27 protein-coding genes and 3 pseudogenes are annotated in these 26,679 nt (G+C 63.8%); 3 read left to right on the top strand and 27 right to left on the bottom strand.

The features are described from left to right. Window positions 1-53: 53 nt before the first annotated feature. From nagZ to AC27IO_RS04885, 22 genes and pseudogenes are all read right to left on the bottom strand, one after another. Entirely contained in the window at window positions 54-1,217 is a 1,164-nt protein-coding gene (gene nagZ / locus AC27IO_RS04990; protein WP_498737627.1) for a beta-N-acetylhexosaminidase, read from the bottom strand. Window positions 1,218-1,277: 60 nt separating this feature from the next. Beyond that, on the bottom strand, window positions 1,278-1,670 hold the full coding sequence (acpS, locus tag AC27IO_RS04985) for a holo-ACP synthase (protein WP_284407044.1): 393 nt from the start codon (window positions 1,668-1,670) through the stop codon (window positions 1,278-1,280). A gap of 57 nt (window positions 1,671-1,727) precedes the next feature. Then, window positions 1,728-2,507 (bottom strand): pyridoxine 5'-phosphate synthase, encoded by a 780-nt coding sequence (locus AC27IO_RS04980; protein WP_317359247.1) that lies wholly within the window; start codon window positions 2,505-2,507, stop codon window positions 1,728-1,730. Beyond that, entirely contained in the window at window positions 2,504-3,283 is a 780-nt protein-coding gene (gene recO, locus AC27IO_RS04975; RefSeq protein ID WP_272567883.1) for a DNA repair protein RecO, read from the bottom strand. The genes AC27IO_RS04980 and recO overlap by 4 nt, the downstream gene beginning before the upstream one ends. A 146-nt stretch (window positions 3,284-3,429) precedes the next feature. Beyond that, window positions 3,430-4,446 (bottom strand): GTPase Era, encoded by a 1,017-nt coding sequence (era, locus tag AC27IO_RS04970; RefSeq protein WP_498737624.1) that lies wholly within the window; start codon window positions 4,444-4,446, stop codon window positions 3,430-3,432. Beyond that, window positions 4,443-5,126: a ribonuclease III gene (rnc, locus tag AC27IO_RS04965; protein ID WP_284407047.1), complete on the bottom strand. Its 684-nt coding sequence runs from the start codon at window positions 5,124-5,126 to the stop codon at window positions 4,443-4,445. The genes era and rnc overlap by 4 nt, the downstream gene beginning before the upstream one ends. Window positions 5,127-5,129: 3 nt before the next feature. Then, window positions 5,130-5,495: a DUF4845 domain-containing protein gene (locus AC27IO_RS04960; protein WP_284395952.1), complete on the bottom strand. Its 366-nt coding sequence runs from the start codon at window positions 5,493-5,495 to the stop codon at window positions 5,130-5,132. A 53-nt stretch (window positions 5,496-5,548) separates the two neighbouring features. After that, on the bottom strand, window positions 5,549-6,523 hold the full coding sequence (lepB, locus tag AC27IO_RS04955) for a signal peptidase I (protein ID WP_487089087.1): 975 nt from the start codon (window positions 6,521-6,523) through the stop codon (window positions 5,549-5,551). Between the two features lies 1 nt (window position 6,524). After that, window positions 6,525-8,333 carry a translation elongation factor 4 gene (gene lepA / locus AC27IO_RS04950; RefSeq protein ID WP_272567874.1) on the bottom strand — a complete coding sequence of 603 codons (1,809 nt, stop codon included), beginning with the start codon at window positions 8,331-8,333 and terminating at the stop codon, window positions 6,525-6,527. A 454-nt stretch (window positions 8,334-8,787) separates the two neighbouring features. Then, window positions 8,788-10,273 (bottom strand): annotated as a pseudogene (locus AC27IO_RS04945) (DegQ family serine endoprotease). A gap of 141 nt (window positions 10,274-10,414) precedes the next feature. After that, window positions 10,415-11,431 (bottom strand): MucB/RseB C-terminal domain-containing protein, encoded by a 1,017-nt coding sequence (locus AC27IO_RS04940; RefSeq protein WP_498737621.1) that lies wholly within the window; start codon window positions 11,429-11,431, stop codon window positions 10,415-10,417. A 100-nt stretch (window positions 11,432-11,531) separates the two neighbouring features. Continuing rightward, window positions 11,532-12,155 (bottom strand): sigma-E factor negative regulatory protein, encoded by a 624-nt coding sequence (locus AC27IO_RS04935; RefSeq protein ID WP_317359235.1) that lies wholly within the window; start codon window positions 12,153-12,155, stop codon window positions 11,532-11,534. 53 nt (window positions 12,156-12,208) lie between these two features. After that, window positions 12,209-12,835 carry an RNA polymerase sigma factor RpoE gene (gene rpoE / locus AC27IO_RS04930; protein ID WP_284430051.1) on the bottom strand — a complete coding sequence of 209 codons (627 nt, stop codon included), beginning with the start codon at window positions 12,833-12,835 and terminating at the stop codon, window positions 12,209-12,211. A 12-nt stretch (window positions 12,836-12,847) separates the two neighbouring features. Next, window positions 12,848-13,339 (bottom strand): hypothetical protein, encoded by a 492-nt coding sequence (locus AC27IO_RS04925; protein ID WP_498737618.1) that lies wholly within the window; start codon window positions 13,337-13,339, stop codon window positions 12,848-12,850. 63 nt (window positions 13,340-13,402) lie between these two features. Continuing rightward, a pseudogene (gene fabF, locus AC27IO_RS04920) lies at window positions 13,403-14,648 on the bottom strand (beta-ketoacyl-ACP synthase II). 40 nt (window positions 14,649-14,688) lie between these two features. Further along, entirely contained in the window at window positions 14,689-14,928 is a 240-nt protein-coding gene (acpP, locus tag AC27IO_RS04915) for an acyl carrier protein (protein WP_003058049.1), read from the bottom strand. 103 nt (window positions 14,929-15,031) lie between these two features. Then, entirely contained in the window at window positions 15,032-15,784 is a 753-nt protein-coding gene (gene fabG, locus AC27IO_RS04910; RefSeq protein WP_487089081.1) for a 3-oxoacyl-ACP reductase FabG, read from the bottom strand. Then, complete coding sequence (gene fabD, locus AC27IO_RS04905; RefSeq protein ID WP_487089080.1) at window positions 15,781-16,740, bottom strand: ACP S-malonyltransferase; 960 nt, start codon at window positions 16,738-16,740, stop codon at window positions 15,781-15,783. Before fabD ends, fabG begins: the two co-directional genes overlap by 4 nt. A gap of 50 nt (window positions 16,741-16,790) precedes the next feature. Then, window positions 16,791-17,768 (bottom strand): beta-ketoacyl-ACP synthase III, encoded by a 978-nt coding sequence (locus AC27IO_RS04900; RefSeq protein ID WP_272567863.1) that lies wholly within the window; start codon window positions 17,766-17,768, stop codon window positions 16,791-16,793. After that, the gene (plsX, locus tag AC27IO_RS04895; protein ID WP_284430046.1) at window positions 17,768-18,820 is read right to left on the bottom strand and encodes a phosphate acyltransferase PlsX; all 1,053 of its coding nucleotides are present in this window, start codon (window positions 18,818-18,820) and stop codon (window positions 17,768-17,770) included. Before plsX ends, AC27IO_RS04900 begins: the two co-directional genes overlap by 1 nt. Window positions 18,821-18,928: 108 nt before the next feature. After that, window positions 18,929-19,111 carry a 50S ribosomal protein L32 gene (gene rpmF, locus AC27IO_RS04890; protein WP_092744121.1) on the bottom strand — a complete coding sequence of 61 codons (183 nt, stop codon included), beginning with the start codon at window positions 19,109-19,111 and terminating at the stop codon, window positions 18,929-18,931. 99 nt (window positions 19,112-19,210) lie between these two features. Continuing rightward, window positions 19,211-19,761, bottom strand: a pseudogene (locus tag AC27IO_RS04885) (YceD family protein). 25 nt (window positions 19,762-19,786) lie between these two features. On the opposite strand from AC27IO_RS04885, the gene AC27IO_RS04880 reads away from it, so the two are divergent. After that, entirely contained in the window at window positions 19,787-20,386 is a 600-nt protein-coding gene (locus tag AC27IO_RS04880; protein WP_498737615.1) for a Maf family nucleotide pyrophosphatase, read from the top strand. After that, window positions 20,383-21,162, top strand: coding sequence for an SAM-dependent methyltransferase (locus AC27IO_RS04875; protein WP_487113229.1), 780 nt, complete (start codon window positions 20,383-20,385; stop codon window positions 21,160-21,162). Before AC27IO_RS04880 ends, AC27IO_RS04875 begins: the two co-directional genes overlap by 4 nt. 90 nt (window positions 21,163-21,252) lie before the next feature. On the opposite strand, the gene AC27IO_RS04870 is transcribed toward AC27IO_RS04875, so the two are convergent. The 5 genes from AC27IO_RS04870 to AC27IO_RS04850 form a co-directional block, all read right to left on the bottom strand. Next, window positions 21,253-22,290: a S49 family peptidase gene (locus AC27IO_RS04870; protein WP_284407055.1), complete on the bottom strand. Its 1,038-nt coding sequence runs from the start codon at window positions 22,288-22,290 to the stop codon at window positions 21,253-21,255. A 3-nt stretch (window positions 22,291-22,293) separates the two neighbouring features. Beyond that, a complete protein-coding gene (locus AC27IO_RS04865; protein WP_284430042.1) occupies window positions 22,294-22,668 on the bottom strand; it encodes a Rieske (2Fe-2S) protein in 375 nt (124 codons plus the stop codon). A 39-nt stretch (window positions 22,669-22,707) separates the two neighbouring features. Further along, window positions 22,708-23,376 (bottom strand): HAD family hydrolase, encoded by a 669-nt coding sequence (locus AC27IO_RS04860; protein ID WP_284430041.1) that lies wholly within the window; start codon window positions 23,374-23,376, stop codon window positions 22,708-22,710. Between the two features lie 5 nt (window positions 23,377-23,381). Then, on the bottom strand, window positions 23,382-24,395 hold the full coding sequence (locus AC27IO_RS04855) for an RluA family pseudouridine synthase (protein ID WP_284430040.1): 1,014 nt from the start codon (window positions 24,393-24,395) through the stop codon (window positions 23,382-23,384). Between the two features lie 407 nt (window positions 24,396-24,802). Further along, window positions 24,803-24,991, bottom strand: a complete 189-nt coding sequence (locus AC27IO_RS04850; RefSeq protein ID WP_272567848.1) for a hypothetical protein — start codon at window positions 24,989-24,991, stop codon at window positions 24,803-24,805. Here AC27IO_RS04850 and AC27IO_RS04845 point away from each other — a divergent pair. Continuing rightward, a partial coding sequence (locus AC27IO_RS04845; RefSeq protein WP_498737612.1) for an Rne/Rng family ribonuclease occupies window positions 24,975-26,679 on the top strand: 1,705 nt, incomplete at its 3' end. The two genes, AC27IO_RS04850 and AC27IO_RS04845, sit on opposite strands and share 17 nt — an antisense overlap.

The raw sequence follows: 26,679 nt of genomic DNA, 5'->3' as shown, positions 1-26,679 counted from the left end.
AGCGATAGGCCGAACAACGATTGGTTACCAATGCGCCGAGAAAGCCGCCCCGCTCACGGCAACAGTTCGAGCGCCTGCAGGTAGGCGGGCTGCAGCATCAGTTCGTCCCACGGCTGCGGCAGCGTCTCTGGCAGCAGCGCCACGCGGCGGGATTCGCTGTCGGGGCTGGCATGCCAGCGGCCATCGTCACGGGCCTGCTGCAATCCCGCCAGCAGTTCGTCCAGCGCTTCGCCTTGGCGGTCGCCCTCGCCCACGAGGCTCTGGTTGCACAGCAGCACCAGGTCGCAGCCCGCATCGAGCGCCGCCACGGCCGCATCGGTGTAGCTCACCGTCTGGCCCTCGATGCGGCGCGCGCCTTCCATGCTCAGGTCGTCGCTGAAGACCGCCCCGTCGAAACGCAGTTGCTGGCGCAGGATGTCCTGCAGCCAGCGCCGCGAAAAACCCGCCGGCCGGCTGTCCACCTTGGGGTAGATCACGTGAGCAGGCATCACGCTGGTGAGCGTGCTCGACAGCCAGGGGTACGGCGCCGCGTCGTCAGCCAGCAGGGCTTTCAGGCTGCGCGGGTCCACGGGAATGTCCGTGTGCGAATCGGCGCGAACGAAGCCATGCCCCGGAAAGTGCTTGCCGCAATTGGCCATGCCCGCCTGCAGCAGACCGTGCATGAGGCTCTTGGCCAACAGGGCCACCACGCGCGGATCGCGGTGGAAGGCCCGGTCGCCGATCACGCTGCTGCGGGAAACACCGGGCCGCTGCACGCGTCCCGCGCTGCCTCGGGGCGCCTCATCGGACCAGTCGAGGTCCAGCACCGGCGTGAAGCTGAAGTCCACGCCGCACGACCGCAGCTCGCTGCCCAGCACGTAGCCGGCGGCGGTCGCCGCATTGGTGGCGCGCAGCGCGCCGCTGCCCGGCACGGCCTTGGCGCCCCGGCCGTCGCCCTGCATCCACAGCTCGCCGAACGCCCGCATGGGCGGCAGCTGGGTGAAGCCATCGCTGCGAAAGCGCTGCACGCGGCCGCCTTCGTGGTCCACGCAGATCAGCAGATCGTCCCGCACGGCCTTGATGGCGCTGGTGAGCGCCAGCAACTGCGCGCGATCCTGCCAGTTGCGCGTGAACAGGATCACGCCGCCCGTGAGCGGGTGCGCCAGGCGGCGGCGGTCCGTCGCGGTGAGTTCGGTGCCGGCAACGTCGAGGATGAGGGGGGCGTGTTCGAAAGTCATGGCCAGGGGTTCACTCACTTTTTAATAGCAATCCAGGCAATACCGCATTGCGGTGGGGCCTTATTTCTTTTCGACCACGCAAAAGCTCGCCGCGTAGTCGGATTCGTCGGTCACGCTCAGGTGGCACTGCAGGCCCTGGGCCTCGAACCATTCCTTGAGCGCGCCGTGCAGCACGATCACCGGCTGCCCGCTGGGCAGCTTGGCCACCTCGCAGTGCCGCCAGGTCATGGGCATGCGCATCCCCATGCCGATGGCCTTGCTGAAAGCCTCCTTGGCCGAGAACCGGGTGGCGAGGTAGCGCACGCCGCGTTCGGGCCAGCGCGCGCCGCGCTCGCGCCAGGTGGACAGCTCGCCCTCGGCCAGCACCTTCTCGGCGAAGCGGTCGCCGTGGCGCTCCAGGCTGGCGCGGATGCGGCGGATGTCGCAGATATCGGTGCCGATGCCGTAGATCATGTTTCAGGGTCCAATCTGCCTCCAAGGCATGAAAATCGCCGGCATATTGCTATCAAATCAGGAGCATTTGGCAGCCATGCCCTCTTCGATGCAGCGCTGGTAGGCCTGCACCGTGGTGGCATAGCCCAATTCCAGCGCATCGGCGATGAGCGCGTGCCCGATGGACACCTCCAACAATCCGGGCACGCCCTGCACGAAGGCGGCCAGGTTGTCGCGGTTCAGGTCGTGCCCGGCGTTCACGCCCAGGCCGGCATCCAGGGCGGCCTGGGCCGCCGCGCGGTAGCGCTCCAGTTCGGCGGCCTGGCGCCCCGTGCCCCAGGCGGCGGCATAGGGCTCGGTGTACAGCTCCACGCGGTCGGCGCCCACGGCGCGGGCGGCGGCCATCTGGGCGGGCAGCGGGTCCATGAACAGGCTCACGCGCACACCCAGTCGGCGGCATTCGGCGATCAGCGGCGCCAGCCGCTCGGCATCCTGCGGAAAGCTCCAGCCGTGGTCGCTGGTGAACTGGTCTTCGCTGTCGGGCACGAAGGTGGCCTGCTGCGGCCGCACCTCGCGGATGAAATCCATGAGGTTCTGCGACGGGTTGCCCTCGATGTTGAATTCGCGGTCCGGCCAGTCCTTCATCAGCGCGGCCAAGTCGTGCACGTCGCCAGCCCGGATGTGGCGCTCGTCCGGCCGCGGATGCACCGTGATGCCCTGGGCGCCCGCCTGCAGGCACAGCAGCGAAGCGCGCGTGACGCTGGGAATGCCCAGGTGGCGCGTGTTGCGCACCAGGGCCACCTTGTTGACATTGACCGACAGGGCGGTGCGGGCGGGAGCGGCGGAGGAAAGGGTCATAGCGATTGCAGGTCCATCATGAGCTGGCGCGTGCGCAGCACCGGGCTGCCGCAATGGTATTGCAGCAGCGTGCGCAACTGGGGTTTGAGTTCGGCCGCCATCGGCGTGCCGGCCTGGGCGATCACGCGCAGCGTGGCGGTGTAGCTGGCGCCCTCGCCCGCCTCCAGCGCGCGCTGCAGCGCCAGCCATTGCGCGCCGGCCAGCGTGGCCCGGTCGGTGGCCGTCGCGGCGCGCAGCCCGGCCTCGGGCACCAGCGTGTACCGGGTGGGTGGCTGCAAGGGCGACAGCGTGACCGTTTCGGCCCCCAGGCTGGGCAGCAGCCCGATCTCGCGCAGCAGCAGCAGTTCGAAGCTGCGCAGCACGGGTTCGAGCGCATCGCCGTGCTCGCTGCCGAGCACCCGCACCACGCCGGCATAGGCGTCGAACAGGGGCGCATGGGCATCCTCGCGGGCCATCAGGCGCATCAGCAGTTCGTTGAGGTACAGGCCCGACAGCAACGCATCGCCCGTGGGCATGACGTGCCCGCCCACCCACTCCGCGCCCTTGAGCGCATGGATCTCGCCCTGTCCATCGCCCGACAGGGTGTAGTTGACCCGCAGTGGTTGCAGCGGCAGCAGCACGGGGCGAAAGTTGGAGGTGGGCTTCTTGGCGCCCTTGGCGACCAGCGCGACCCGGCCATGGTGCCGCGTGAACACGTCCAGGATCAGGCTGGACTCGCTCCAGTCGTAGCGGTGCAGCACATAGGCGGGTTCGTCGGCAATACGGCGCACAGCCATGAGTTGCTATTCTTTCAATAGCGACCAGTGCTTGATGGACAAGCGCTGGATGAGGGTTTTCTTTGGGTCGGGCACCCGACACACGGGTGCGCCGAGCCCCGGGGTGGCCCACGGCGCCGAGGCCGCCGAAGCAGCGCAGGGTCGATTCACTCGTAGCCGAACGAGCGCACGCGCGCTTCGTCGTCGGCCCAGCCGGAACGCACCTTGACCCAGATCTCGATGAACACCTTGGCATCCATGAGCTTTTCCAGCTCCTGCCGCGCTTCGGTGCCGATGCGCTTGAGGCGCTCGCCCTTCTCCCCGATCACCATGGCCTTGTGGCCGTCGCGCTCCACCACGATGGTGGCGGCGATGCGGATCATGCGGCTCTTGGTCTTGCCCTTTTCTTCCTCGAACTTGTCGATGACGACGGTCGAGGTGTAGGGCAACTCGTCCCCCGTGAAGCGAAACAGCTTCTCGCGCACCGTCTCCGAGGCCAGGAACTTCTCGCTGCGGTCGGTCAGCTCGTCCTCGGCATACCACCAGGCCTGCTCGGGCAGGTACTTGGCGCAGATGCCGAACAGGCGCTCGATATCGCCCTTGTTCTTGGCCGACATGGGCACGAACTCGGCGAACGGATGGCGCTCCTGCATGCCCTTGAGCCACGGCGCGATTTCCGCGCGGCGGTGCACCGTATCGAGCTTGTTGGCGATCAGCAGCGTGGGGATGCCAGGCTTGAACAGCGACAGCACCTTGGCATCGGCCAGCGTGAAGCTGCCGGCCTCGACCACGAAAAGAATCAGGTCCACATCGCCGATGGCGCCCATCACCGTCTTGTTGAGCGACTTGTTGAGCGCCGTGCTGTGCTTGGTCTGGAAGCCCGGCGTGTCGACGAACACGAACTGCGTCTGCTCCATCGTGCGGATGCCGGTGATCCGGTGGCGCGTGGTCTGCGCCTTGCGCGAGGTGATGCTGATCTTTTGCCCCACCAGCGCATTGAGCAGCGTGGACTTGCCCACATTGGGCTTGCCCACGATGGCGATCAGGCCGCAACGCTGGCCGGTGGCATCCACCGGGGCGCTGGCCGGCTTGGCGGCTGCCAGCATCGCTTCCAGGTCATTTTGGCCGTCAGCGCTAGATTCATCTGCGCCACCAGCTACATTTTTTGTAGCATCTTCATTCATGGATTCTTCGCTTTCAATAGGACCAGCATGGCCGCTGCCGCCGCCTGCTCGCCTGCCCGGCGTGAGCCGCCGATGCCGCGCTCGGTCAGGCCCAGTTCGGAGATTTCGCACTCCACATCGAAGGTCTGGCGGTGTGCAGCCCCCACCGTACCCACCACCCGGTACTGCGGCAACTTCATTTTGCGACCCTGCAGCCACTCCTGCAACGCGGTTTTGGGGTCCTTGGCGGCCGCCTCCATCTGCGGGTTGATCTCCACGCCTTGAAAGAGCCGGTGGACCAGGGCCTCGGCCTGCAGGTACCCGGCATCGAGGTACACCGCGCCGATGAGCGCCTCCAGCGCGTCGGCCAGGATGGATGGCCGCAGCTTGCCGCCCGATTTGGCCTCGCCCTCGCCCAGGCGCAGCACGTCGGGCAGCTTCAGGCGCAATGCCAGTTCATGGAGGGTCTCCTGCCGGACCAGATTGGCCCGCACGCGGGACAGATCCCCCTCGGGCAGATCGCGCAGGCGCTGGTACAGCAGGCTGGACACCGCCAGGCTGAGGACGGAATCGCCCAGGAACTCCAGGCGCTCATTGTGGTCGGCGGAAAAGCTGCGGTGCGTGATGGCGCGCTGCAGCAGCGAAGGATCGGAGAAAGCATGCTGCAGGCGGTCCTGCAGTGCGGAAAGGCTGGGTTGCACCGACTACTTGGTCTGTTCTTGGAATCGATAAACGAGATAGGCCGGGCCGGCCAGGGCGATCTCGCGCGAGTAGCTGAAGGACACGACGATCTTCTCGTTGCGCTTGGTCACCTCGAGGTCCTTGCCCTGGACCGAGCTGATGTTGTCGATCGATGCGGCACGGTCGAAGATGGCGCGCACGTCCGGCACTGAACTGCCTTCCCGCGCGGCCTTGTTGGCGGCCTTGCTGATGGCCTGGTACTCCAGGAAGATCGGCACCGACTGCCCGCCGATGGCAAAGGCGGCCACGGCCAGCAGGCCGATGAAAATCAGTCCGATGAACGACAGGCCGCGCTGGCGCGCGCGGCTGGCGGTACGGTGCAATGCCATGGTGATCTACCCCTCTTTGGTATTGGCGGTGGTGAAACGTGCGAAGCCGGTGCTCAGCGGAACGGACCGATGCGCTTGAGGTTGCCGAAGTTCATCCAGACGAAGAAGGCCTTGCCCACGATGTTGGCGTCCGGCACGAAGCCCCAGTAGCGCGAATCGAGGGAGTTATCCCGGTTGTCGCCCATCATGAAATACTGGCCCTCGGGCACCTTGCACACCACCCCCTCGACGCTGTAGCGGCAGTTCTGGCGGTTCGCGAAATCGCTGGCGCCCTGGACGAAGGCCGGCACGTCGGGGTTGTTGATCATGCGGTGGCGGTGGTCGCCCAGCTGCTCTTCGAACTGCTTGAAGTAGCGCATCGTGTCTTCGTCGAAGAAGTCCGGCACGGCGGAGGTTTCCACCACCTGCCCATTCACCGTGAGGCGCTTGTTCAGGTAGGCCACTTCGTCGCCGGGCACGCCCACCACGCGCTTGATGTAGTCCATGCTGGGCTGGGGCGGGTAGCGGAACACCATCACATCGCCGCGCTGGGGCGCATTGCCCTGCGTGAGCTTGGTGTTGATGACGGGCAGGCGGATGCCGTAGGTGAACTTGTTCACCAGGATCAGGTCGCCCACCAGCAGCGTGGGAATCATCGAGCCCGAAGGAATCTTGAACGGCTCGAACAGGAACGAGCGCAGCAGGAACACCACGGCGATCACCGGGAACAGGCCGGCGGTCCAGTCCAGCCACCAGGGCTGCATCAGGATGCGGTCCTTGGCCTCCTGCACGTCGCCGTCCACCTTCTGGATGCCCATGCGGTCCAGTTCGGCGCGCCGATGGGCCGCCGCATCTTCGATCGCCTGGGCCGCCCTGCGGCGGCGCGGCAGGAAGACCAGCCGCTCGGCCAGCCAGTAGGCCCCCGTCACCACGGTCGCCAGGAACAGCAGCAGGGCGAAGTTGCCTTCGATGGCCCCCATGTACCAGGCCCCAACGTAGGCCACGAAAGCGGCGAGGATCACGGAGGTCACGTATTGCATGGCCTGCATCTCAGTCTTCCACCTGCAAAATGGCCAGGAACGCTTCCTGGGGCACTTCCACCGAACCGATCTGCTTCATGCGTTTCTTGCCTGCTTTTTGTTTCTCGAGAAGCTTGCGCTTGCGGCTGATGTCGCCGCCGTAGCATTTTGCCAGCACGTTCTTGCGCAACGCCTTGATGGTTTCGCGCGCGATGATGTTCGCGCCGATCGCCGCCTGGATGGCCACGTCGTACATCTGGCGGCTGATGATCTCGCGCATCTTGGCCACCACGGCACGGCCGCGGTACTGCGACTGCGAGCGGTGCACGATGATGGACAGCGCATCGACCTTCTCGCCGTTGAGCAGGATGTCCACCTTCACCACGTCGGAGGCTCGGTACTCCTTGAATTCGTAGTCCATCGACGCATAGCCGCGCGACACCGACTTGAGCTTGTCGAAGAAGTCCAGCACGATCTCGCCCAGCGGCATCTCGTAGGTCAGCATGACCTGGCGGCCGTGGTAGGCCATGTTCATCTGCACGCCACGCTTCTGGTTGGCCAGCGTCATCACCGGGCCGACGTAGTCTTGCGGCATGTAGAGATGCACCGTCACGATGGGCTCGCGCACCTCCTCCAGTCGGCCCTGGTCGGGCATCTTGGAGGGGTTCTCGACCATCACCACTTCGCCGTCGGCCTTCACCACTTGGTAGACCACGCTGGGCGCGGTCGTGATCAGGTCCTGGTCGAACTCGCGCTCCAGGCGTTCCTGCACGATTTCCATGTGCAGCAGGCCCAGGAAGCCGCAGCGAAAGCCGAAGCCCAGCGCCTGGCTGACTTCGGGCTCGTAGTGCAGCGAGGCATCGTTGAGCTTGAGCTTTTCCAGCGCATCGCGCAGCGAGTCGTACTCGCTCGCTTCGGTCGGGTACAGGCCGGCAAACACCTGGGGCTGGATTTCCTTGAACCCCGGCAGCGCTTCGGTCGCCGGACCGGCATTGTTGGGCAGCTTCTTTTCCAGCGTGATGGTGTCGCCCACCTTGGCGGCCTGCAGTTCCTTGATGCCGGCAATGATGTAGCCCACCTGGCCGGCGTCGAGCGAGTTGCGCGATTCGTTCGCGGGCGTGAACACACCCAGGTTGTCGGCGTTGTACACCGCGCCGCTGGCCATCATCTTGAAGCGCTCGCCCTTCAGCAGGCGGCCATCGACCACACGCACCAGCATCACGACGCCGACGTACGGATCGAACCAACTGTCGATGATCATTGCGCGCAGCGGGCCATCGGCCTGGCCGCGCGGCGCAGGCACCTTGGCCACGATGGCTTCGAGAATCTCATCGATGCCCATGCCCGTCTTGGCAGAGCAGGGAATCGCATCGGTTGCATCGATACCGATCACGTCCTCGACTTCGGCCTTCGCGTTGTCGGGATCCGCGTTCGGCAGGTCCATCTTGTTCAGCACGGGCACCACCTCCACGCCGAGGTCCAGCGCGGTGTAGCAGTTGGCCACGGTCTGGGCTTCCACGCCCTGCGACGCATCGACGACCAGCAGCGCACCTTCGCAGGCCGAAAGCGAGCGCGAGACTTCATACGAGAAGTCCACGTGGCCCGGCGTGTCGATCAGATTGAGGTTGTAGATCTGGCCGTCTTTGGCCTTGTATTGCAGCGCCGCCGTCTGCGCCTTGATGGTTATCCCACGCTCTTTTTCGATGTCCATCGAGTCGAGCACCTGGGCTTCCATATCACGCTCGGCAAGCCCGCCACAGCGCTGAATCAAGCGATCCGCCAAGGTCGATTTGCCATGGTCGATGTGCGCAATGATGGAAAAATTTCTGATGTGGTTCATCAAGGGAAAGCGACAAGTGATTGAATTAAAACGGAGCGCACAAGAAAAAAAGGGCGCGTCAAATGGTGACGCGCCCTGAACCAACAATCATTTGGCAACTGCGATGGTTGGAACTTCATTGTAGGCAAAAAGGCCGAGAGGGAAAGTCCGCCCGACAAGGTTCAGAAGGCGTTGCCGCCTTGCAACGCGCATTTTATACACAGCTTATTCACAAAACGCTTTCCACTTCCGGAATAACTTGTGGGCACACTGTGGATCACCTGTGAATGGTTAACGACCATCCCACATGGTGGCGCAGAGTTGAATCGATATGCATTTAAGCCGTGCAAAGCAGGCGCCATTCTATCGAAAACGATCAATGGAAATGCCGCGCAAAAACGTTGAGGGACCAAACCGGATTTCTGCGCAAAGGCCCCAAACCCCACTTTGGGATGGGGCCTTGTGCGTTCACCGGTCAACGTGCCGGACGGATCAACGCATATTGGGCCCATTCGCCGCGGCGGAACAGCACGTTGATGGGCTTGCTCTTGTCCGCCTTGGCCAGGGCCGCCTCGAAGTCCTTCAGGTTGGCCACTTCGATATTGGCGATGGAAAGAATCACGTCGCCTTCGCGCAGGCCGGCACGCGCGGCCGAATCCGTGGCCGCGTTGACCCGCAGCCCACCCTTGAGCTTCAGCTCCTTTTTCTGGGCTTCAGTCAGCTCTGCAACCGCCAGGCCCAGTTGCTGGGCGGCTGGAGAAGGCTTGGGTTTTGCGCTTTCACGCTCGCCACCTTTGCTCGCCACCGGTTTGTCATCCGGCTCGATCTCGGCCACGGTAATGGAGAGATCTTTGCTCGCACCTCGGCGGAAGACCGTCACGGTGCTCTTGTTGCCCGGTTTGGTATTGCCCACCAGGCGCGGCAGATCGGCGGTTTTTTTCGATGGTCTTGCCGTCGAACTTCGTGATGATGTCACCCGCCTCCACGCCCGCCTTGTCGGCAGGAGACCCCGCCTCCACCCCACTCACGAGCGCCCCCTGGGGCTTGCCCAGACCGATCGACTCGGCCACATCCTTGGTGACCTGGCCGATCTGCACGCCGATGCGCCCGCGCGTCACGCGACCCGTGGCACGCAACTGGTCGCTGACCCGAATGGCCTCATCCATCGGAATGGCGAAGGAGATCCCCATGAAGCCGCCCGAGCGAGAGTAGATCTGGCTGTTGATGCCGACGACCTCGCCACGCATGTTGATCAGCGGTCCGCCGGAGTTGCCCGGGTTGATCGCGACGTCCGTCTGGATGAAGGGCAGGTAATCGCCCGTGTCGCGCTGCTTGGCGCTGACGATGCCCGCGGTCACAGAGTTTTCAAGCCCGAAGGGCGAGCCGATCGCCATGACCCACTCACCGACCCGCAGCCGGTTGAGATCGCCCACCTTGACGGCCGGCAATCCGGTGGCTTCGATCTTGACCACGGCCACATCCGTACGCTTGTCGGCGCCCACGATCTTGGCTTTGAACTCGCGCTTGTCGGTCAGGGTGACGATGACCTCGTCCGCGCCCTCCACCACGTGCGCGTTGGTCATCACATAGCCGTCTTGCGTGAGGATGAAGCCAGAGCCCACGCCGCGTGGCTGCTCTTCCTCGGGCTGTGCACGGGGGCGCTGCTGGCGCTGCGCATTGGGCGGCACGGGCACGCCGAAGCGGCGGAAGAACTCGAGCATCTCCTCGTCCATGGCGTTCGGGCCGGCACGCTCCGCGGCTTTTTCCAGCGTGCGGATGTTGACCACCGACGGCCCGACCTGATCCACCAGGTCCGTGAAATCCGGCAGGCCCCGGACCGTGGGTGGCGGCGTTTGCGCCAACACAGTGACAGGCACAGCCGCAGAGGCAGCGGTCAATGCCATCGCGACGGCCACCGCGCACGATTGCAGATTTTTCCAGTTCGTCGTCATCGGCATCATCGTTCTTTCAAAATTCAGAGGAGACATCGGGAGCAGCAAAAGGACTTCGTATTGCAAGGTTCACATTTGGTTCCCGCCACACTACAGTCAGCAGCCCATGCATCCGCCCCGGTGGGACGGCTTGGGCAGCAGCGGCACTGCTCAACGGGCGTATTCCAATTGCTCGGCCACCAGCCGCAAGGTTTCCTGCGGCACCTCACCCACCGCCGTGAGCCACATGTTGCCTGAAACGCGTTGCGCCAGGGTCTGGGTGGCCCCCATGCTGCCCGCGCTCGGGCCGGCAGCATGGCGGGAGGCGTCGTAAGGCTCCAGGAAGAGCGAGACCGTCGCCAGCCCATCCGAGAGCAGGCAATGCAAGGGAAGGCCCGACTGCGCAACAGCCGCATCCTCTTGCTTGTAGCAATCCCCAGGGGTGAATCCACCCACCGGCGCTCTCAGACGCCAGCCTTCGGCTTGCGCGGTGGTCTTGCGCATGGCAACCCTGACCACCCGGAAGTCGCGTATGTCATCCATCATGCCCACGAGGCGCGCAAATGGCACCGCGTTATCCAGCTCCAGCTGAGAAAACGCCGCCTGCTCCAGCACGCGCCCCCGCAGGTCGAGGGTCTGCAGCTTCAAGATCAAACCCGAGGCTTCGGCCACCCACATGCGGTAACCGAATCGCAGCCCATCCCTGGGTCGCAGCCAAGCCACTTCACTTTCGTGGCCCGCAACGCGTTCACGCCCCAAGGTCTGCACCGTGTAGTGCGCATCCAGTCCGCGATCAGCCGTTTCCGGCAGCCGCGGGAACAAGCTGGGCATGTCGCGACGATCCTCACGCACCATGCGCGCCTGGGGCAAGAAGGTGCGGACGAGCCCCTCCCGGCGATAGACCACCCGGGGCGACCCGTTCAATGCCTCAATGCGCTCGATCTGGTCGTTTCCATCGGCCGCATGCCAGATGCGGGAACTCACCATGGCGCCCGATGCAGACAACACCACAAAAGTACCGCTGTAGCTGTGCTCTCGGGAGGCGCGATGAATGCGCTCCAGCCATCCGGAAATGGAGCGTGCGTCGCCAGACACCACCGCACTGGATGCAGCAACGGCGGGCGGCGGCCCGGCGAACGCGTGGCCCGAACCGGCCACGAGCAGCACCCACGCCAGAGCGTGGCGCATTGAAGCCGCCCTATTCAGGTAGCCCGCCAAGGCACGAACACCTCTGACTCGAGGCTGGTGAGCGGCGTACAAGGGGCCTTTCTGGCCTGTCTTCACGATCTCAGCGCGCCGGAGCCTCGAAGGTGGCATTGCGCAGGAAACCCGCCGGCATTTGCAGCGCCGACGTGTTGCCAAACTGTTTGTGCGCGGCCAGCAACTCATCCAGCCGCGGATCGCGGATCATGACCTGCGGTGCGCTTCCTTCCGTTGCGTCTGCCACCGCCACCGCCGCAGGAGCGGCGGTCACTGGCGCAGCGGAAGCCATCTGCGCTCCTTCGGACCCAGCCTGAATCCCCGTCATGGCCGTCCATCCGATTGCACCGACAGCGGCGAGCGAAGCAAAACCCGCAGCCATTTTCCAGCGAAACACGGAGGCATTGGCGGCCACAGCAGGCGTCACGACCTCCGCGACAGCTCCTTGCACGACGGCACTGGCCACCAACGGAGGACGCTGAATGCCCTCCGCTTCGATCTGGCTGCGAAGCCGGTCCACCAGTGAGGAATTCACCGGACGCGCCAACTCGGAAGAGCGAAGCACGTCGCCGATCAGGTGATACATCTGCCACGTTTCAAAGCCGTCCGCATTGCTGCTGGCATAGTCCACGGCTTGACCAAACTCCTGGCCTCGCAGCTGCCCATCCGCAAGGGCAGACAAATGTTCACGCATTTTCAGATCGTCATTCATGGTCGTTCCCCAGCCATCACGTTTTGCTTCACTGCTCTGCCATTCACACCGCGCTACCACCGCTTGCCCGACTGCTTCTCCAACAAAGGGCGGACACGGGCCGATATGGCTTCCCGCGCTCGAAAGATACGGGAACGTACGGTGCCGATGGGGCAATCCATGGCAGCCGCAATCTCCTCGTAGGTCAACCCTTCAATCTCACGCAATGTCACCGCCTGGCGCAAATCTTCAGGCAGCGCATCCATTGCAGCGTTCACCGCCACCGCGATTTCCTGGGCTGCGAGCACGGTCTCGGGCGTCTCGTCGGTGGTTAGTTCATGCCCCAGTCGGGAAGTTTCATCGTCGTCATCACTTCCTCGCAAGGCATTTTCCGAGATGACGGGATTGCGCTTCATGTCGACCAGCGCCTTCTTGGCGGTGTTGACCGCGATCCGATAGAGCCAGGTATAGAACTGCGCCTCTCCCCGGAATTGGTGCAGTGCGCGATACGCCCGGATGAACGTTTCCTGGGCAATGTCCTGTACGAGATCGGAGTCGCGGACCATGCGACCAATGAGCCGTTCGATGCGCCGCTGATACTTGATCACCAGCAGTTCGTACGCCCTCTGGTCACCCGCAACCGTGCGCTCCACAAGCTGAAGGTCACTGTCGGCGGAAGGCGGGGGCATGGAAGCAGTCATGAAAAAAGGGGCTCACGCGTCGCCGCGCCGGACAGAGAACATGCCGTCGGCACGGGGCTCTGGCTTGGGGCGCGAATATACCGCACGGCGCAGCGCCGCCCAGGCCTCCCGCGGCTGGGTACGCTCGAGGCACAACCACTGGGTCTGGCCATCGACTCCATGCAGTTGCACCAAGAGGAAAGACTGGAAATCCGCATGGACAACCAATTCACCTGCAACAGGCATTTCTGCATTTTGATTCAAGGACCAATGCAAACCATCCCAATGCAGGGCACCCACGGGCAGCCGGAACCAAAAGCGCCAAGCCAGGCCGGCAAACGCGCCCCACAAGACGAAGAACACGGTGCCTCGAAGCAGGCCATCCCCAGCAGATTGCGCGATCCACGCGGCAAAGCCCCCAATGCCAGCAAGCAGGGCGCCAGCAATGAACCAGCCCAACCTGCGGCTCCGCGCCACCTCATGGCGGGTCGCTGGGGCATGAAAAGACTTGGCGGAGCGGGTCATTGCCGAGCCCACCCTTCCATCACAGCTGGCCGACCGGCACCGCGCAGCGGTCTGGCCACCCCGTCAAACGCGCTTGAAAACCAGCGTGCCGTTGGTGCCGCCAAAACCAAAATTGTTCTTCACCGCGATGTTCATCTTCATGTCTCGGGCGACGTTGGCGCAGTAGTCCAGATCGCATTCCGGGTCTTGCTCGAAGAGATTGATGGTTGGGGGCGCCTTCTGGTCACGCAACGCCATCACGGTGAACACGCTTTCAATCCCACCCGCACCGCCCAGCAAATGGCCGGTCATCGACTTTGTCGAGCTGATCACCGTCTTTTTGGCATGCTCGCCCAAAGCGGCCTTGATCGCATGGGTTTCGTTCAAATCGCCCAATGGCGTTGAGGTGCCGTGGGCATTGAGGTAATCCACCTCCTCGGCGTTGACGCCGGCATTGCGCAGCGCGGCCTGCATGGCACGGCGAGGGCCGTCCATATTGGGCGCCGTCATGTGCCCCGCATCGGCGCTCATGCCATAGCCGGACAATTCTGCGTATATCTTGGCGCCGCGGGCTTTGGCGTGCTCGTATTCTTCCAGCACCAGCACCCCTGCACCCTCGCCCAATACGAAGCCATCGCGGCCTTTGTCCCATGGGCGGGAGGCAGTCTTTGGATCATCGTTGCGAGTGGACAAGGCGCGCATGGCAGCAAAGCCACCCACACCCAGGGGAGAAACCGTGGCTTCCGTGCCGCCAGCGACCACCACATCGGCGTCGCCATACTCGATCTTGCGTGCTGCCTCACCGATGCAATGCAGGCCCGTAGTACATGCCGTCACCACGGAAAGGTTCGGACCTTTGAAACCAAAGCGCATCGATACATGACCCGCCACCATGTTGATGATGGATGCTGGAACAAAAAAAAGGCGTGATCCGGCGAGGACCCCGGCTTTCCAGTTCTGCATGGGTGTTTTCGATCAACGGCAACCCACCAATCCCAGACCCGATGATGCAGCCGATGCGCGTTGCCAACTCTTCGTCCAACGCCTCGCCGGTCGGAAGGCCGGCATCACGCACCGCCTCATCCGCCGCAGCGATGCCGTAATGGATGAAGGTATCCATCGTGCGTGCATCCTTGGCGCTCATGTAGGCGCCAAGATCGAATCCCTTGACCTCACCCGCGATCTTGCAGGCAAAGTTCGAAGCGTCGAACTTGGTGATGAGGTCAATGCCGGATTGACCGGCCAGGATGTTGGCCCAGGCATCTGCCACCGTGTTTCCGACGGGGGTGATGCAACCCAGGCCGGTCACGACGACGCGACGACGGCTCATGCGCTAAGACTTTCTACGAATCTGTCTGAACTGAAGGCGCTCAGGCCTTCTGATGGGTATTGGCGTAGTCGATGGCGTTTTGCACCGTGGTGATCTTCTCTGCGTCTTCGTCAGGAATCTCGATGCCGAACTCGTCTTCCAGCGCCATCACCAGCTCCACCGTGTCCAGCGAGTCAGCGCCCAGGTCGGCCACAAAAGCCTTTTCATTGGTGACTTGCGATTCTTCAACGCCGAGTTGTTCGGCAATGATCTTTTTGACACGTGCTTCGATATCGCTCATGGTTTCCCTTTGAGGGTTGTGAATGAATCCGCGATTCTAGCTGCTTCGGGATCAGTCCCCTACCAGCCCGCCGTCGCGATGAATCGGCGCTAACTTTGCTCAATTACATGTACATGCCGCCATTGACATGCAACTCCTGACCCGTGACATAACCAGCCTCTGCCGATGCCAGATAGGCAACCGCATGGGCAATGTCTTCTGGGCGGCCCATGTGGCCCATTGGAATCTGCGATTGCAGCGATTGCTGCTGCTCGGCAGGGAGTTGCGCGGTCATGTCGGTCGCAATGAAGCCAGGGGCCACGCAGTTCACGGTAATGCCCCGGCTGGCCAGTTCACGGGCAAGGGCACGCGCCATGCCTGCCACGCCCGCCTTCGCTGCCACATAGTTGGCTTGGCCGGGATTGCCTGCCGACCCCACCACGCTGGTGATGTTGATGATGCGACCGAAGCGCTGTTTCATCATGGGTCGAATGACGGCGCGGCTCACCTGGAACACGGCCTTCAGATTGGTGTCGATGACCGCATCCCAGTCGTCGTCCTTCATGCGCATGGACAACGTGTCGCGGGTGATGCCAGCATTGTTCACCAGCACATGCAAACCACCGTGCTGCTTCACGATGGTGTCGATCAACGCGTCGACAGCCGCCACATCCGTGACGTTCAGATTCACACCGTGGCCGCCGCCGGACGACAGTGCCTGAGAGATGCGCTGAGCGCCCTCATCCGTCGTCGCGGTACCGATCACCAAATAACCACGGGCCGTCAACACGGCCGCGATGGCAGCGCCGATGCCGCGCGATGCGCCAGTGACCAGCGCTACCTGGGGCTTTTCATTCAACGAAGGGGTATCGCTCATGCCAACAATGCTCGTGTTTCGGCCAGCGTGGCCGGGTCATAAATAGAAGCAGCGACCAGCTCTGGATCGATGCGCTTCGCCAAGCCCGCCAGCACCTTTCCAGGGCCGCACTCCACCAGATGCGTCACGCCGCGGGCTTTGAGCGCCTGCACGCACTCCACCCAGCGCACCGGACCGAAGGCTTGGCGGTAAAGCGCATCGCGGATGGCATCCGCCTCCTGCCGGACCGCGACATCCACGTTGTTGACGACTGGGATCTGCGGGGCCGCCAAGGAAAGCGCCGACAGGGCCTCCCGCAATTTCTCGGCTGCCGGCTTCATTAGGCTGGAGTGAAAAGGAGCGGATACCGGCAAGGGCAACGCACGCTTAGCGCCAGATGCCTTCAACAGTTCGCACGCCTTGTCGACGCCGGCTTTCGTGCCCGCAATCACGGTCTGGATGGGGTCGTTGAAATTCACGGCCTCCACTACTTCACCGCCATCCGCACCGAAAGATGCCGCCGCCGCAGCGCAACCTTCGATCACTTTGTGTGCATCCATGCCCAGAATGGCAGCCATGGCACCCACACCGACGGGAACTGCCTCCTGCATGGCGGCAGCACGCAGACGAACGAGCGGCGCGGCCTGCGCCAGCGTCAGCACCCCTGCCGCCACCAACGCCGAATATTCGCCGAGCGAGTGGCCGGCCACCGCTGCCGGGACATCACCGCCCTCCGAGACCCATGCGCGCCATGCGGCCACGCCAGCGACGAGCATGACCGGCTGGGTATTGGTCGTCAGCGAAAGCGCTTCTTTCGGGCCCTCATGAATCAAGCGTGCGATGTCTTCGCCCAGGGCGTCGGAAGCCTCCTGCAGGGTTTGCGCTACCACAGGGTGGTCGCCCCAGGCATCCAGCATGCCGACCGACTGGGAGCCCTGGCCGGGAAAAACAAATGCAAAAGATTTTTTGGTCGTCATAAACGAATGGTCAAAACCGCCTTCACCGCTTAATTTTTCGGCGTTTCAAGCTACAGTTTCAGGAGCACCGCACCCCATGTAAAACCGCCTCCCACGCCCTCCAGAAGCAACGTCTGTCCGGGCTTGGCCTGGCCGGTGCGAACCGCATGATCGAGTGCCAGGGGAATCGACGCCGCCGAAGTGTTGCCATGCTGGTCTACGGTGACGACCACCTTGTCCATCGACAGGCCCAGCTTCTTCGCCGTACTTTGCATGATGCGGATATTGGCTTGGTGAGGGATCAGCCAGTCCACGTCCGCATCGGTCAGGCCGGCCTTCTCCAGGGCAGCACGGGCTGCCTTTTCCAGCACACCCACAGCCAGCTTGAAAACGGCCTGGCCATCCATCTTGAGCAACGGGTCACCCAGAATCTGCCCGCCATAGACGTTGCCCGGCACGCACAGAATGCCCACATGCCGGCCATCGGCATGCAGATCGCTCGACAGGATGCCAGGAGTTTCCGAAGCTTCCAGTACCACGGCGCCTGCGCCGTCGCCGAACAGCACGCAGGTGGTGCGGTCATCAAAATCGAGGATGCGGCTGAATACCTCCGCACCCACGACAAGGGCGCGGCGGGCGCTGCCGGACTGGATCATGGCGTCTGCCACGGTCAGCGCATACACGAAACCACTGCAGACGGCCTGCACATCGAAAGCCGGGCATCCATTGGCCCCCAACTTGTTTTGCAAGATGCAGGCGGTCGAAGGGAAAACCATGTCCGGCGTGGACGTGGCGACGATGATCAGATCGATGTCCTGCGGCTGAACTCCAGCCGCCTCCAGCGCATTGCGAGAAGCCTCCAGCCCCAGATCGCTGCTGCAGACATCGCGCTCCGCGAAGTGGCGCGCCCGGATGCCGGTGCGCTCGACGATCCACTCGTCCGATGTCTCCACACCGCGCTGAGCCAACTCGGCCACGAGGTCGGCATTGGTCAGACGACGAGGAGGAAGGCTGCTGCCAGTGCCTGTGATGCGGGAGTAGCGTCTCATCAATATGGGGACCCGACGGCGGTGTTGACAGGCTGGGCATCCGAAGGCGCCAGCAAGGGCGCAGCATGCGCCACCCGCGTCCGGACGCGGTCGAGCAGGTTGTTGCGGGCTGCATCATACGCCCGGTTCAAAGCCTGCTCGAAAGCCATGGCGTCCGCCGATCCGTGACTTTTGAACACCAATCCACGCAACCCTAGCAACGCTGCCCCGTTGTAGCGCCGATGATCCATCCGCTTCATGAGAGCAGATAACACCGGATAAGCCACAACTGCCGCCAGTTTGGTAAAGATATTGCGCTTGAACTCCTGCTTGAGCCCTCCGACGATCATGGAGGCTACGCCTTCGCTGGCCTTGAGAGCCACATTCCCCACGAAACCGTCACAAACCACGATATCGACCGTGCCCTTGAAGATATCGTTGCCTTCCACATTGCCAAAAAAACGAAGATCGCCAGAGTTACCTACCGTACGCAACAATTCACCCGCTTTTTTGATGACTTCACTACCCTTGATTGCTTCCTCGCCGATGTTGAGCAAGCCAACGGTGGGCTCCGAACCCTCTTGAAGCGCAGACACTAGGGCCGAGCCCATCACGGCAAATTGGAGTAGATGCTCAGCGGTGCAATCCACATTGGCGCCCAAATCCAGCACGGTCGTGGCACCACCCTTGGCATTGGGTATCTGGGTCGCAATCGCGGGGCGGTCGATTCCGTCCAGGGTTTTCAGGAGGTAGCGGGCGATGGCCATCAAAGCACCCGTATTGCCCGCAGAAATGGCGGCTTGAGCGGTCCCATCCTTGACCTGCTGGATTGCAACGCGCATGGACGAATCCTTTTTGCGGCGCAAGGCAATCTCCACCGGATCATCCATGGTGACGACCTCGCTGGCAGGGGTGACAGCAGCCCGATCGTGCTTGAAATCCTTCAGGCTTTCGGGCTGACCGACAAGGAGCAAACGGGCTTCGGGATGGTTTTCTAAGAACTGGCGGCACGCCGCTAGCGTGACGCGGGGGCCGTGATCGCCCCCCATGCAGTCAACAGCCAGTGTGATCATGGGCGACTTGTCCGACCGCAGAAAACGACCGGAAGTGAAAATACAGCGAACAAAACAAAGGCCCGCGCTACCAATTTCGTAGCAGCGGGCCTCGGCGCGCGAGTTAAATCAGGCTTCAGACTTGTTCTTCAGCACTTGGCGGCCACGGTAGAAACCGTTGGGGCTGATGTGGTGGCGCAGATGGGCTTCGCCGGTAGTGGGCTCGACAGCCGTGCCAGGCACGTTGAGAGCGTTATGCGAACGGTGCATACCGCGCTTGGAAGGGGATTTTTTGTTTTGCTGAACAGCCATGGTGGCTCCTGAGTCTTGAAGGGTTGGTAAAAACGCGATCAGCCCATAAAGACACGAGGGGGATTCGCGCGAAGCCCTCGATTATAGCCCAAACGGTTTTCAGTCTTCCGCCTTGTCTTTTCGCAAGGCTGCCAGTGCCGCAAAAGGGTTGGGCTTTTGCGCACTGGCCTCTTCGAAATCCTCGTCGCTGGATTCCATTGGCACGGGGGCCGGGCATTCGTCTGCCGCGGCACCAGAGGCAATGCCATGAGCAGCTCGTCTTCGATCAACTCTCGCAGATTGAACTCGCGGCTCAAGGCCAGCAGGTCTTCATCGCTCTCGTCGTCCAGCGCTTCCGCCGTGGCTTCATCCGCCACGAAACGGAACTCACGCTGCACCTGAAGCGGCACATCCACCGATCCGAGGCAGCGCTGGCAAGTCATGGGAAGCGCCGCGTTCACTGTGAGCCGCAGCCAGATCTGTCCGCCGATGCCATGCGTGCTGCGCACTTCGCCGTCAACCGCCCAATCCACCATGAGATCCGGGTGCAGGCCCTTGGCTTCCTGGGCCAGGCGTTCGTACTTCAAAAGGGAGTCATGGCCGGACAGGTGACCGCCCGCCTGCGCGAAGGCTTTGACATCGAGGCGCTGAGGGGAGAATTCCTTGGTCATGGCGGCAGTGTAAGAGAATCAGCGCATGCCTCAATCCCCTTCCCTGCCCCGCCGTCTGGTGCTGGGCTCGACCTCCCGCTACCGGGCCGAACTGCTCTCCCGCCTGCGTCTGCCTTTCGATGTCGCAGCGCCCGACGTCGACGAAACACCCCACGCCGGCGAGGCGCCCAGCACCCTCGCCTTGCGGCTGGCCATGGCCAAAGCCCGCGCCGTTTCTGCGGCCCACCCGGACGCCGTAGTGATCGGATCCGATCAAGTGGCGGATTTCTCGGGACAACCGCTGGGCAAGCCCGGCACACACGAGAAAGCGGTCGCCCAGCTGCAACGGATGCGGGGCCACAGCGTCGTGTTCCAGACCGCGGTGGCAGTGGTTTGCGCCGCCACGGGGTTTGAAAAGGTGGAGTTGGCCCCGGTGGAAGTTCGCTTCCGCGACCTGTCCGATGCGGAGATCGAGCGCTACCTGCTCGCCGAGCAACCGTACGACTGCGCCGGCAGCGCCAAAAGCGAAGGATTGGGCATCAGCCTGCTCGACAGCATCCAAAGCGATGACCCGACAGCGCTTATCGGCCTGCCGCTGATCCGGACCTGTCGCATGTTGCGCGCCGCCGGAATGGAACTGCCATGACAGCCGCATCGACCGGCACGCTCTACCTGGTGCCCGCACCGCTCGACTTCGGCTGCGACATCCAAGCCCCCCTGGATCAATCCCTGCCTGCCGCGACATTGCAGGCGGCGTCGCAAATCACCCACTGGATCTGCGAGAACGCCAAGAGTACCCGCGCATACCTCAAGCGCGTCGATGCGTTGTTCCCCCTGAAGCTGCCGCTGCAGTCGCAGCAGATCGACGAGTTGCCGCGCGAAGTGCACAAGAAAGGCGACCATGGTGCAGACGGCCATGTGACCTTCGACGCCCGCACGTTGCTGACGCCCGCTTTGGCGGGCAACGACATGGGCCTGGTGAGCGAGGCAGGCATGCCTGCGGTGGCGGACCCTGGCAGCTCGGTGGTGCGTGCCGCGCACGATTGCGGGCTGAGGGTGGTGCCACTGGTAGGCCCCGTGTCGCTCTTGCTGGCGCTGGCGTCGAGCGGTCTCAATGGACAGGGTTTTGCTTTTGCAGGCTACCTGCCGCAGGATCCGGCCCAGCGCACCCAGCGCATCCGCGAACTGGAAGCCCTGGCGCTCAAGCAGGGACAAACGCAACTGTTCATCGAGACCCCGTACCGCAACGCCGCGCTGTGGCAGGCCTTGGTACAAACCTTGCAGCCCAATACCCGGCTGGCAATTGCCAGCGGGCTCACACTGCCGCAGGCGCGCACGGCAAGCCGGCTCGTGCGCCTATGGCGACAGCAAATGGAAGTGCCCGATAACCGGATACCGGCCGTCTTTGCCATTGGGCGCTAGGCCCGATCAACAGATCTCCGGGATTCCAACCGCGGATCAGGACCGCCGGACACCGAGCCCGGCCCGGCGGCAGGCCCGGATAGCGAGCCCTCAGCGGATGGCCGGTGCGCCCTTGATGGCCTGCACGGCCGTCTGGCCCATGGCAGCGCCGAATTTTTTGACCAGCCGCTCAGCAACGTTGTCGCGGCGGGTGTAGTCGATGATGTCTTCCGCCTTGACGACCTCGCGTGCCACATAGTCGAGGTTGCCCAGGTGGTCGGCCAACCCCATCTCCACCGCCTGCTGGCCGGTCCAGAACAGGCCGCTGAAGGTGTCCGCCGTGGGCTTGAGCCGATCGCCGCGCCCTTCCTTGACCACATGGATGAACTGCTGGTGGATCTGGTCCAGCATGGCCTGCGCATAGGCGCGCTGCTTTTCGGTCTGCGGGCTGAACGGGTCGAGGAATCCCTTGTTCTCGCCCGCCGTCAGCAGGCGACGCTCCACACCCAGCTTTTCCATCGTGCCGGTGAAGCCGAAGCCATCCATCAGCACGCCGATGCTGCCGACGATGCTGGCCTTGTCCACGTAGATCTCGTCGGCGGCGGCGGCGATGTAATAGGCGGCCGATGCGCAGGTTTCCTCCACCACGGCATAGACGGGCTTGTTGTACTTGGCCTTCAGGCGAATGATCTCGTCATTGATGATGCCGGCCTGCACCGGGCTGCCGCCCGGCGAGTTGATGAGCAGCACCACGGCCTGCGATCCGGAGTCTTCGAAGGCACTGCGCATGGCCGCCACCACGAACTCGGCGCTGGCTTCGGCCCCCGCGGCGATCTCACCCTTGATGTCCACCACCGCCGTGTGGGGCGTGCTCTTGCTCGTGCTGGTAGCGTCGCGCGCCAGCAACACCCAGGCCACGGCAATCAGGAAGACCAGCCACGCCAACCGGGTAAAAATGCGCCAGCGGCGTGCGGAGCGCTGCTCGGACAAGGTCGCGAACACCAGCTTTTCCAACACGTCACGCTCCCAGCCTGGCATCTTCGCAGGGTCTTTTGCTTCTTTTTCAGTAGCAGTCTGTGCCCACAGATCGGGCGCTGGCGGGGGAGTCTGCCCAGAACCAAAAGGTTCGGGCCGGGTCGGTTCGGTCATTTGTCAGAATTCGACAGGTTGCAAGTGGGGTTCAGTATGCCAGCGCACTACGCCCTGGCCTTCGGAGAGTTGGATCTTCACCAGGCCACCGCGGCACGGGCCACCCGCGCAAGCGCCCGTATCGGGCCGATAGGCGGCGCCGTGCGTGGCGCACAGCAGCCACTGGCCGGTGTCGTCGAAGAATCGGTCCGCCTGGTAGTCCATTTCCATCGGCACGTGCGTGCAACGGTTCAGGTAGGCATGGGGCCGGCCTTCGAAGCGCACGGCAAAGGCGCGGCAGGCCTGGCCGGCGTATAAAACATCGAAAGCAACGGCCTGCCCGCCGTCCACCAGATCGGCGCTGGGGCACAGGTCGATGGGTTGCAAGGAAGGGGCCATGGCAAGGTACCGACGATGGGCTGGCGGGCGGCTGCAGCGTCAGGCGTGCCGCAAAAGCCAGGCGTGCAGTTCCGGTACGGAATGCATGACGGCCAGGGGTTGGAGGCTGTCGAACTCGCCGGGCTCGTGCGCTCCGTAGCTCACTCCCACGCTGGAGCACCCGGCCGACAGGGCCATCTGCAGGTCGTGGGTGGTGTCGCCGATCATCAACACGCGTTCCGGCGCCACATCGAACTCGGCCATCAACTCCTGGAGCATGAGCGGATGCGGCTTGCCAGCGGTTTCGTCGGCCGTGCGCGAACCATCGAACATGCCCCGCAGCGCCACGGTGTGCAGCACCTCGTCCAGGCCGCGCCGGCTCTTGCCGGTCGCCACGGCCAGCAAGTGCCCTCGTGCACGCAGGTCTTCCAGCATGGGCAGCACGCCGGCAAACAGGCTCAGATCGTCCTGGTGCTTGAGGTAGTGGTAGCGGTAGCGATTGCCCAGTTCGGCGTGTCTTTCCGGCGGCACGTCGGGTGCGGCGTGGGTCAGCGCCTGCATGAGACCCATGCCGATCACCCAGGCCGCGGCCTGATCGGTCGGAACCGTGCCGCCGACGTCGCGCACGGAGTCCTGAATGCAGCGCACGATGATGGCGGTGGAGTCGTACAGGGTGCCGTCCCAATCGAAAGCGATGAGGTCGAAGCGGCGGCGTGGGGTCGTGGGCATGGTGTTCAGGCAGTGGCGGCGGTGAATTGCGCCAGATCAGGCGGCAACTCTGCGCGCAGTTCGATGCGCTCGCCGTGGGAGGGATGAGCGAACTGTAACCGCCACGCATGCAGGAACATGCGCTTGAGGCCGTGCTTGTGCAGCCGCTTGTTGAGTTCGAAGTCGCCGTATTTGTCGTCGCCCGCGATCGCATGGCCCTGGCTGGCCAGGTGCACGCGGATCTGGTGGGTGCGTCCGGTCTTAATGGTGACTTCCAGCAGACTCATGGCCGGCAGCCCCTCGGCCGCGCGCGCCGGCAGGTGGCTGCGCACTTTCACGAGGGTGATGGAGCGCATGCCGTCCGGGTCTTCCGGCGTGGTCACCCGCACCCGCCGCTCGCCATCGGCCTGCAGATACTTGTGCAGGGGCGTGTCGATCACTTTCTTGTTGGCGGCCCAGGTGCCGGGCACCAGGGCCAGGTAGGTCTTGCCGGTTTCCCGCTCCCGGAACTGGTCCTGCAGGTGCGTGAGCGCGGAACGCTTCTTGGCCACGAGGAGGATGCCCGAGGTCTCGCGGTCCAGGCGGTGCACGAGTTCCAGGAACTTTGCCTGGGGACGTGCCTGCCGCAACTGCTCGATGACGCCGAAGCTCACGCCGCTGCCGCCATGCACCGCCACGCCCGCGGGCTTGTCGATGGCGATCAGGTGGTCGTCCTCCAGCAGGATGGGGAATTCGCGGGCCGGCGCCGGGCGCTCGGCCTTCTCAGCCACCTTGTCCGAGATACGCACGGGCGGCAGGCGCACCTGATCGCCCGTGGCGACCCGGGTGTCCGCGCTGGCGCGGCCCTTGTTGATGCGCACTTCGCCGCTGCGGATGATGCGGTACACGTGCGTTTTGGGAACGCCCTTCAGATGGCGTATCAGAAAGTTATCGAGCCTTTGGCCGGCAGAGTCTTCGTCGACTTCGACGATGCGGGCCGCAGCGGGGGCGGGGTTCGGGGCACGGTCCGTCGCCGGTTTGCCCCCTATAATGTGTTTCACCTGCGCGATGTTCTGTAAGTGGTTGATTTGTCTGGAGTTTAGTCCACGCAACCTTGCAAGCCGCGCAGGCAGGTCGATGCCAACGGGTGTCGTGTGCGCAGATTGCAGGCCAGATGCCTGTGGTGGCTCCCACGCCGCGCGGCCGGCTGACAAATTGAAACACCGAAACCGGAATCCCCAGTCCGCAGGCCGCCCAACAGGCAGGTTCTGCGGGCGGATCAAAGCGAAAACATGTGGGCATTGTTGGCATGGATTGTGACCCTTTGGCGAAGGCGCCTGCCTTCGGCATGGGCTCCGCAATCGCCGGCATCGCCCGTGCAGCCCGCGCCATCAGCCAAGTCTTTCATGGCAACGCTGCACACATTTCCCCTCGCCCCCATCCACGCGCCCCCGCCACGACTGCGAAGCTAGTGCTTCGCAGCCGCGTGGCTTTGCGGCAATTCCCTTCGTTTCAACGCGTCGGCCCTGGCATCCATGGCTCCTGAAGAGCCTGTGTCATTGGTTTGAATGGTCGGGACGCGCGCCGATGCAGCTTTTTCGCTGCGCGCCGCCCGGCCGACAACGAAAAGGAATCCCATCATGAAGCGGATGCTCATCAACGCCACGCAGCCCGAAGAACGCCGCCTGGCCATCGTCGACGGCCAGAAGCTGCTGGACTACGAAATCGAGATCGAAGGGCGCGAGCAGCGCAAGGGCAACATCTACAAGGCCGTGGTCACCCGCGTCGAGCCCTCGCTGGAAGCCTGCTTCGTCGACTACGGCGAAGACCGCCACGGCTTCCTGCCCTTCAAGGAAATCTCCCGCCAGTACTTCGCCGAAGGCGTCTCGGTCAGCCAGGCGCGCATCAACGACGTGATCCGCGAAGGCCAGGAACTGCTGGTGCAGGTCGAGAAGGAAGAGCGCGGCAACAAGGGCGCTGCTCTGACCACCTTCGTGTCGCTGGCCGGCCGCTATGTGGTGCTGATGCCCAACAACCCGCGCGGTGGCGGCGTGTCGCGCCGCATCGAGGGCGAAGACCGGGCCGAGCTCAAGGAGGCGATGGACCAGCTCGAGTACCCCAAGGGCATGAGCATCATCGCGCGCACCGCCGGCATCGGCCGCACGGCGCCCGAACTGCAGTGGGACCTGAACTACCTGCTCAAGCTCTGGACCGCCATCGACGGCGCGGCCAAGGGCGGCAAGGGCGCCTTCCTGATCTACCAGGAGTCGAGCCTGGTGATCCGCGCGATCCGTGACTATTTCAACGGCGATATCGGCGACATCCTCATCGACACGGACGACATCTACGAGCAGGCGCACCAGTTCATGGCGCACGTGATGCCCGAGCATGCCGGCAAGGTCAAGCGCTACCGCGACGACGCCGCGCTGTTCAGCCGCTTCCAGATCGAGCACCAGATCGAGTCGGCCTACGCCCGCACCGTGACCCTGCCCTCCGGCGGCGCCATCGTGATCGACCACACCGAAGCGCTGGTGAGCGTGGACGTGAACTCCGCCCGCGCCATCAAGGGCGGCGACATCGAGGAAACCGCCACCCGCACCAACCTGGAGGCCGCCGACGAAGTGGCCCGCCAGATGCGCCTGCGCGACCTGGGCGGCCTGATCGTGATCGACTTCATCGACATGGAAGAGTCGAAGAACCGCCGCGAAGTGGAAAACCGGCTGCGCGACGCCCTGCGCCAGGACCGCGCCCGCGTGCAGTTCGGCACGATCAGCAAGTTCGGCCTGATGGAGATGAGCCGCCAGCGCCTCAAGCCCGCGCTGAGCGAAGGCTCCTCCATCCCCTGCCCCCGTTGCGGCGGCTCGGGCCACATCCGCGACACCGAATCGTCGGCGCTGCAGATCCTGCGGATCATCCAGGAAGAGTCCATGAAGGACAACACGGCCGCCGTGCACTGCCAGGTGCCAGTGGAAGTGGCCTCGTTCCTGCTCAACGAAAAGCGCCCCGAGATCGCCAAGATCGAACTCAAGCAGCGCGTGACCGTGCTGATGGTGCCCAACAAGACCCTGGAGACGCCGAACTACAAGCTCGAGCGCCTCAAGCACGACGACCCGCGCCTGGACCACATCGACGCCAGTTACAAGCTCGTCGAAGAAGTGGAAGACCCCACCGCCGTCACGCGCCGCTCGCAGGAGCCCACCAACAAGCAGACCCCGGTGATCAAGGGCGTGCTGCCCGACGCGCCGGCGCCGATCGCCGAGCCCCGTCCGGAAAGCGCGGCCCGCAACCCGTCGCACAGCCGACCCGCGGCAGCGGCCGCCGCTTGCGGCTGCGGCGGCCACCCCG

Source organism: Acidovorax sp. KNOB132, assembly GCF_057541515.1.
Note: the sequence above shows the minus strand (reverse complement) of the source record. Positions and strands in the feature narration are given on the sequence as shown.

Excerpts from the sequence above, each read along its gene's own strand:
- nagZ (WP_498737627.1), bottom strand. The coding sequence starts at position 1,217 with ATGACTTTCGAACACGCCCCCCTCATCCTCGACGTTGCCGGCACCGAA.
- acpS (WP_284407044.1), bottom strand. The coding sequence starts at position 1,670 with ATGATCTACGGCATCGGCACCGATATCTGCGACATCCGCCGCATCCGC.
- AC27IO_RS04980 (WP_317359247.1), bottom strand. The coding sequence starts at position 2,507 with ATGACCCTTTCCTCCGCCGCTCCCGCCCGCACCGCCCTGTCGGTCAAT.
- recO (WP_272567883.1), bottom strand. The coding sequence starts at position 3,283 with ATGGCTGTGCGCCGTATTGCCGACGAACCCGCCTATGTGCTGCACCGC.
- era (WP_498737624.1), bottom strand. The coding sequence starts at position 4,446 with ATGAATGAAGATGCTACAAAAAATGTAGCTGGTGGCGCAGATGAATCT.
- AC27IO_RS04960 (WP_284395952.1), bottom strand. The coding sequence starts at position 5,495 with ATGGCATTGCACCGTACCGCCAGCCGCGCGCGCCAGCGCGGCCTGTCG.
- lepB (WP_487089087.1), bottom strand. The coding sequence starts at position 6,523 with ATGCAGGCCATGCAATACGTGACCTCCGTGATCCTCGCCGCTTTCGTG.
- lepA (WP_272567874.1), bottom strand. The coding sequence starts at position 8,333 with ATGAACCACATCAGAAATTTTTCCATCATTGCGCACATCGACCATGGC.
- AC27IO_RS04940 (WP_498737621.1), bottom strand. The coding sequence starts at position 11,431 with ATGCGCCACGCTCTGGCGTGGGTGCTGCTCGTGGCCGGTTCGGGCCAC.
- AC27IO_RS04935 (WP_317359235.1), bottom strand. The coding sequence starts at position 12,155 with ATGAATGACGATCTGAAAATGCGTGAACATTTGTCTGCCCTTGCGGAT.
- rpoE (WP_284430051.1), bottom strand. The coding sequence starts at position 12,835 with ATGACTGCTTCCATGCCCCCGCCTTCCGCCGACAGTGACCTTCAGCTT.
- AC27IO_RS04925 (WP_498737618.1), bottom strand. The coding sequence starts at position 13,339 with ATGACCCGCTCCGCCAAGTCTTTTCATGCCCCAGCGACCCGCCATGAG.
- acpP (WP_003058049.1), bottom strand. The coding sequence starts at position 14,928 with ATGAGCGATATCGAAGCACGTGTCAAAAAGATCATTGCCGAACAACTC.
- fabG (WP_487089081.1), bottom strand. The coding sequence starts at position 15,784 with ATGAGCGATACCCCTTCGTTGAATGAAAAGCCCCAGGTAGCGCTGGTC.
- fabD (WP_487089080.1), bottom strand. The coding sequence starts at position 16,740 with ATGACGACCAAAAAATCTTTTGCATTTGTTTTTCCCGGCCAGGGCTCC.
- AC27IO_RS04900 (WP_272567863.1), bottom strand. The coding sequence starts at position 17,768 with ATGAGACGCTACTCCCGCATCACAGGCACTGGCAGCAGCCTTCCTCCT.
- plsX (WP_284430046.1), bottom strand. The coding sequence starts at position 18,820 with ATGATCACACTGGCTGTTGACTGCATGGGGGGCGATCACGGCCCCCGC.
- rpmF (WP_092744121.1), bottom strand. The coding sequence starts at position 19,111 with ATGGCTGTTCAGCAAAACAAAAAATCCCCTTCCAAGCGCGGTATGCAC.
- AC27IO_RS04880 (WP_498737615.1), top strand. The coding sequence starts at position 19,787 with ATGCCTCAATCCCCTTCCCTGCCCCGCCGTCTGGTGCTGGGCTCGACC.
- AC27IO_RS04875 (WP_487113229.1), top strand. The coding sequence starts at position 20,383 with ATGACAGCCGCATCGACCGGCACGCTCTACCTGGTGCCCGCACCGCTC.
- AC27IO_RS04870 (WP_284407055.1), bottom strand. The coding sequence starts at position 22,290 with ATGACCGAACCGACCCGGCCCGAACCTTTTGGTTCTGGGCAGACTCCC.
- AC27IO_RS04865 (WP_284430042.1), bottom strand. The coding sequence starts at position 22,668 with ATGGCCCCTTCCTTGCAACCCATCGACCTGTGCCCCAGCGCCGATCTG.
- AC27IO_RS04860 (WP_284430041.1), bottom strand. The coding sequence starts at position 23,376 with ATGCCCACGACCCCACGCCGCCGCTTCGACCTCATCGCTTTCGATTGG.
- AC27IO_RS04850 (WP_272567848.1), bottom strand. The coding sequence starts at position 24,991 with ATGAGCATCCGCTTCATGATGGGATTCCTTTTCGTTGTCGGCCGGGCG.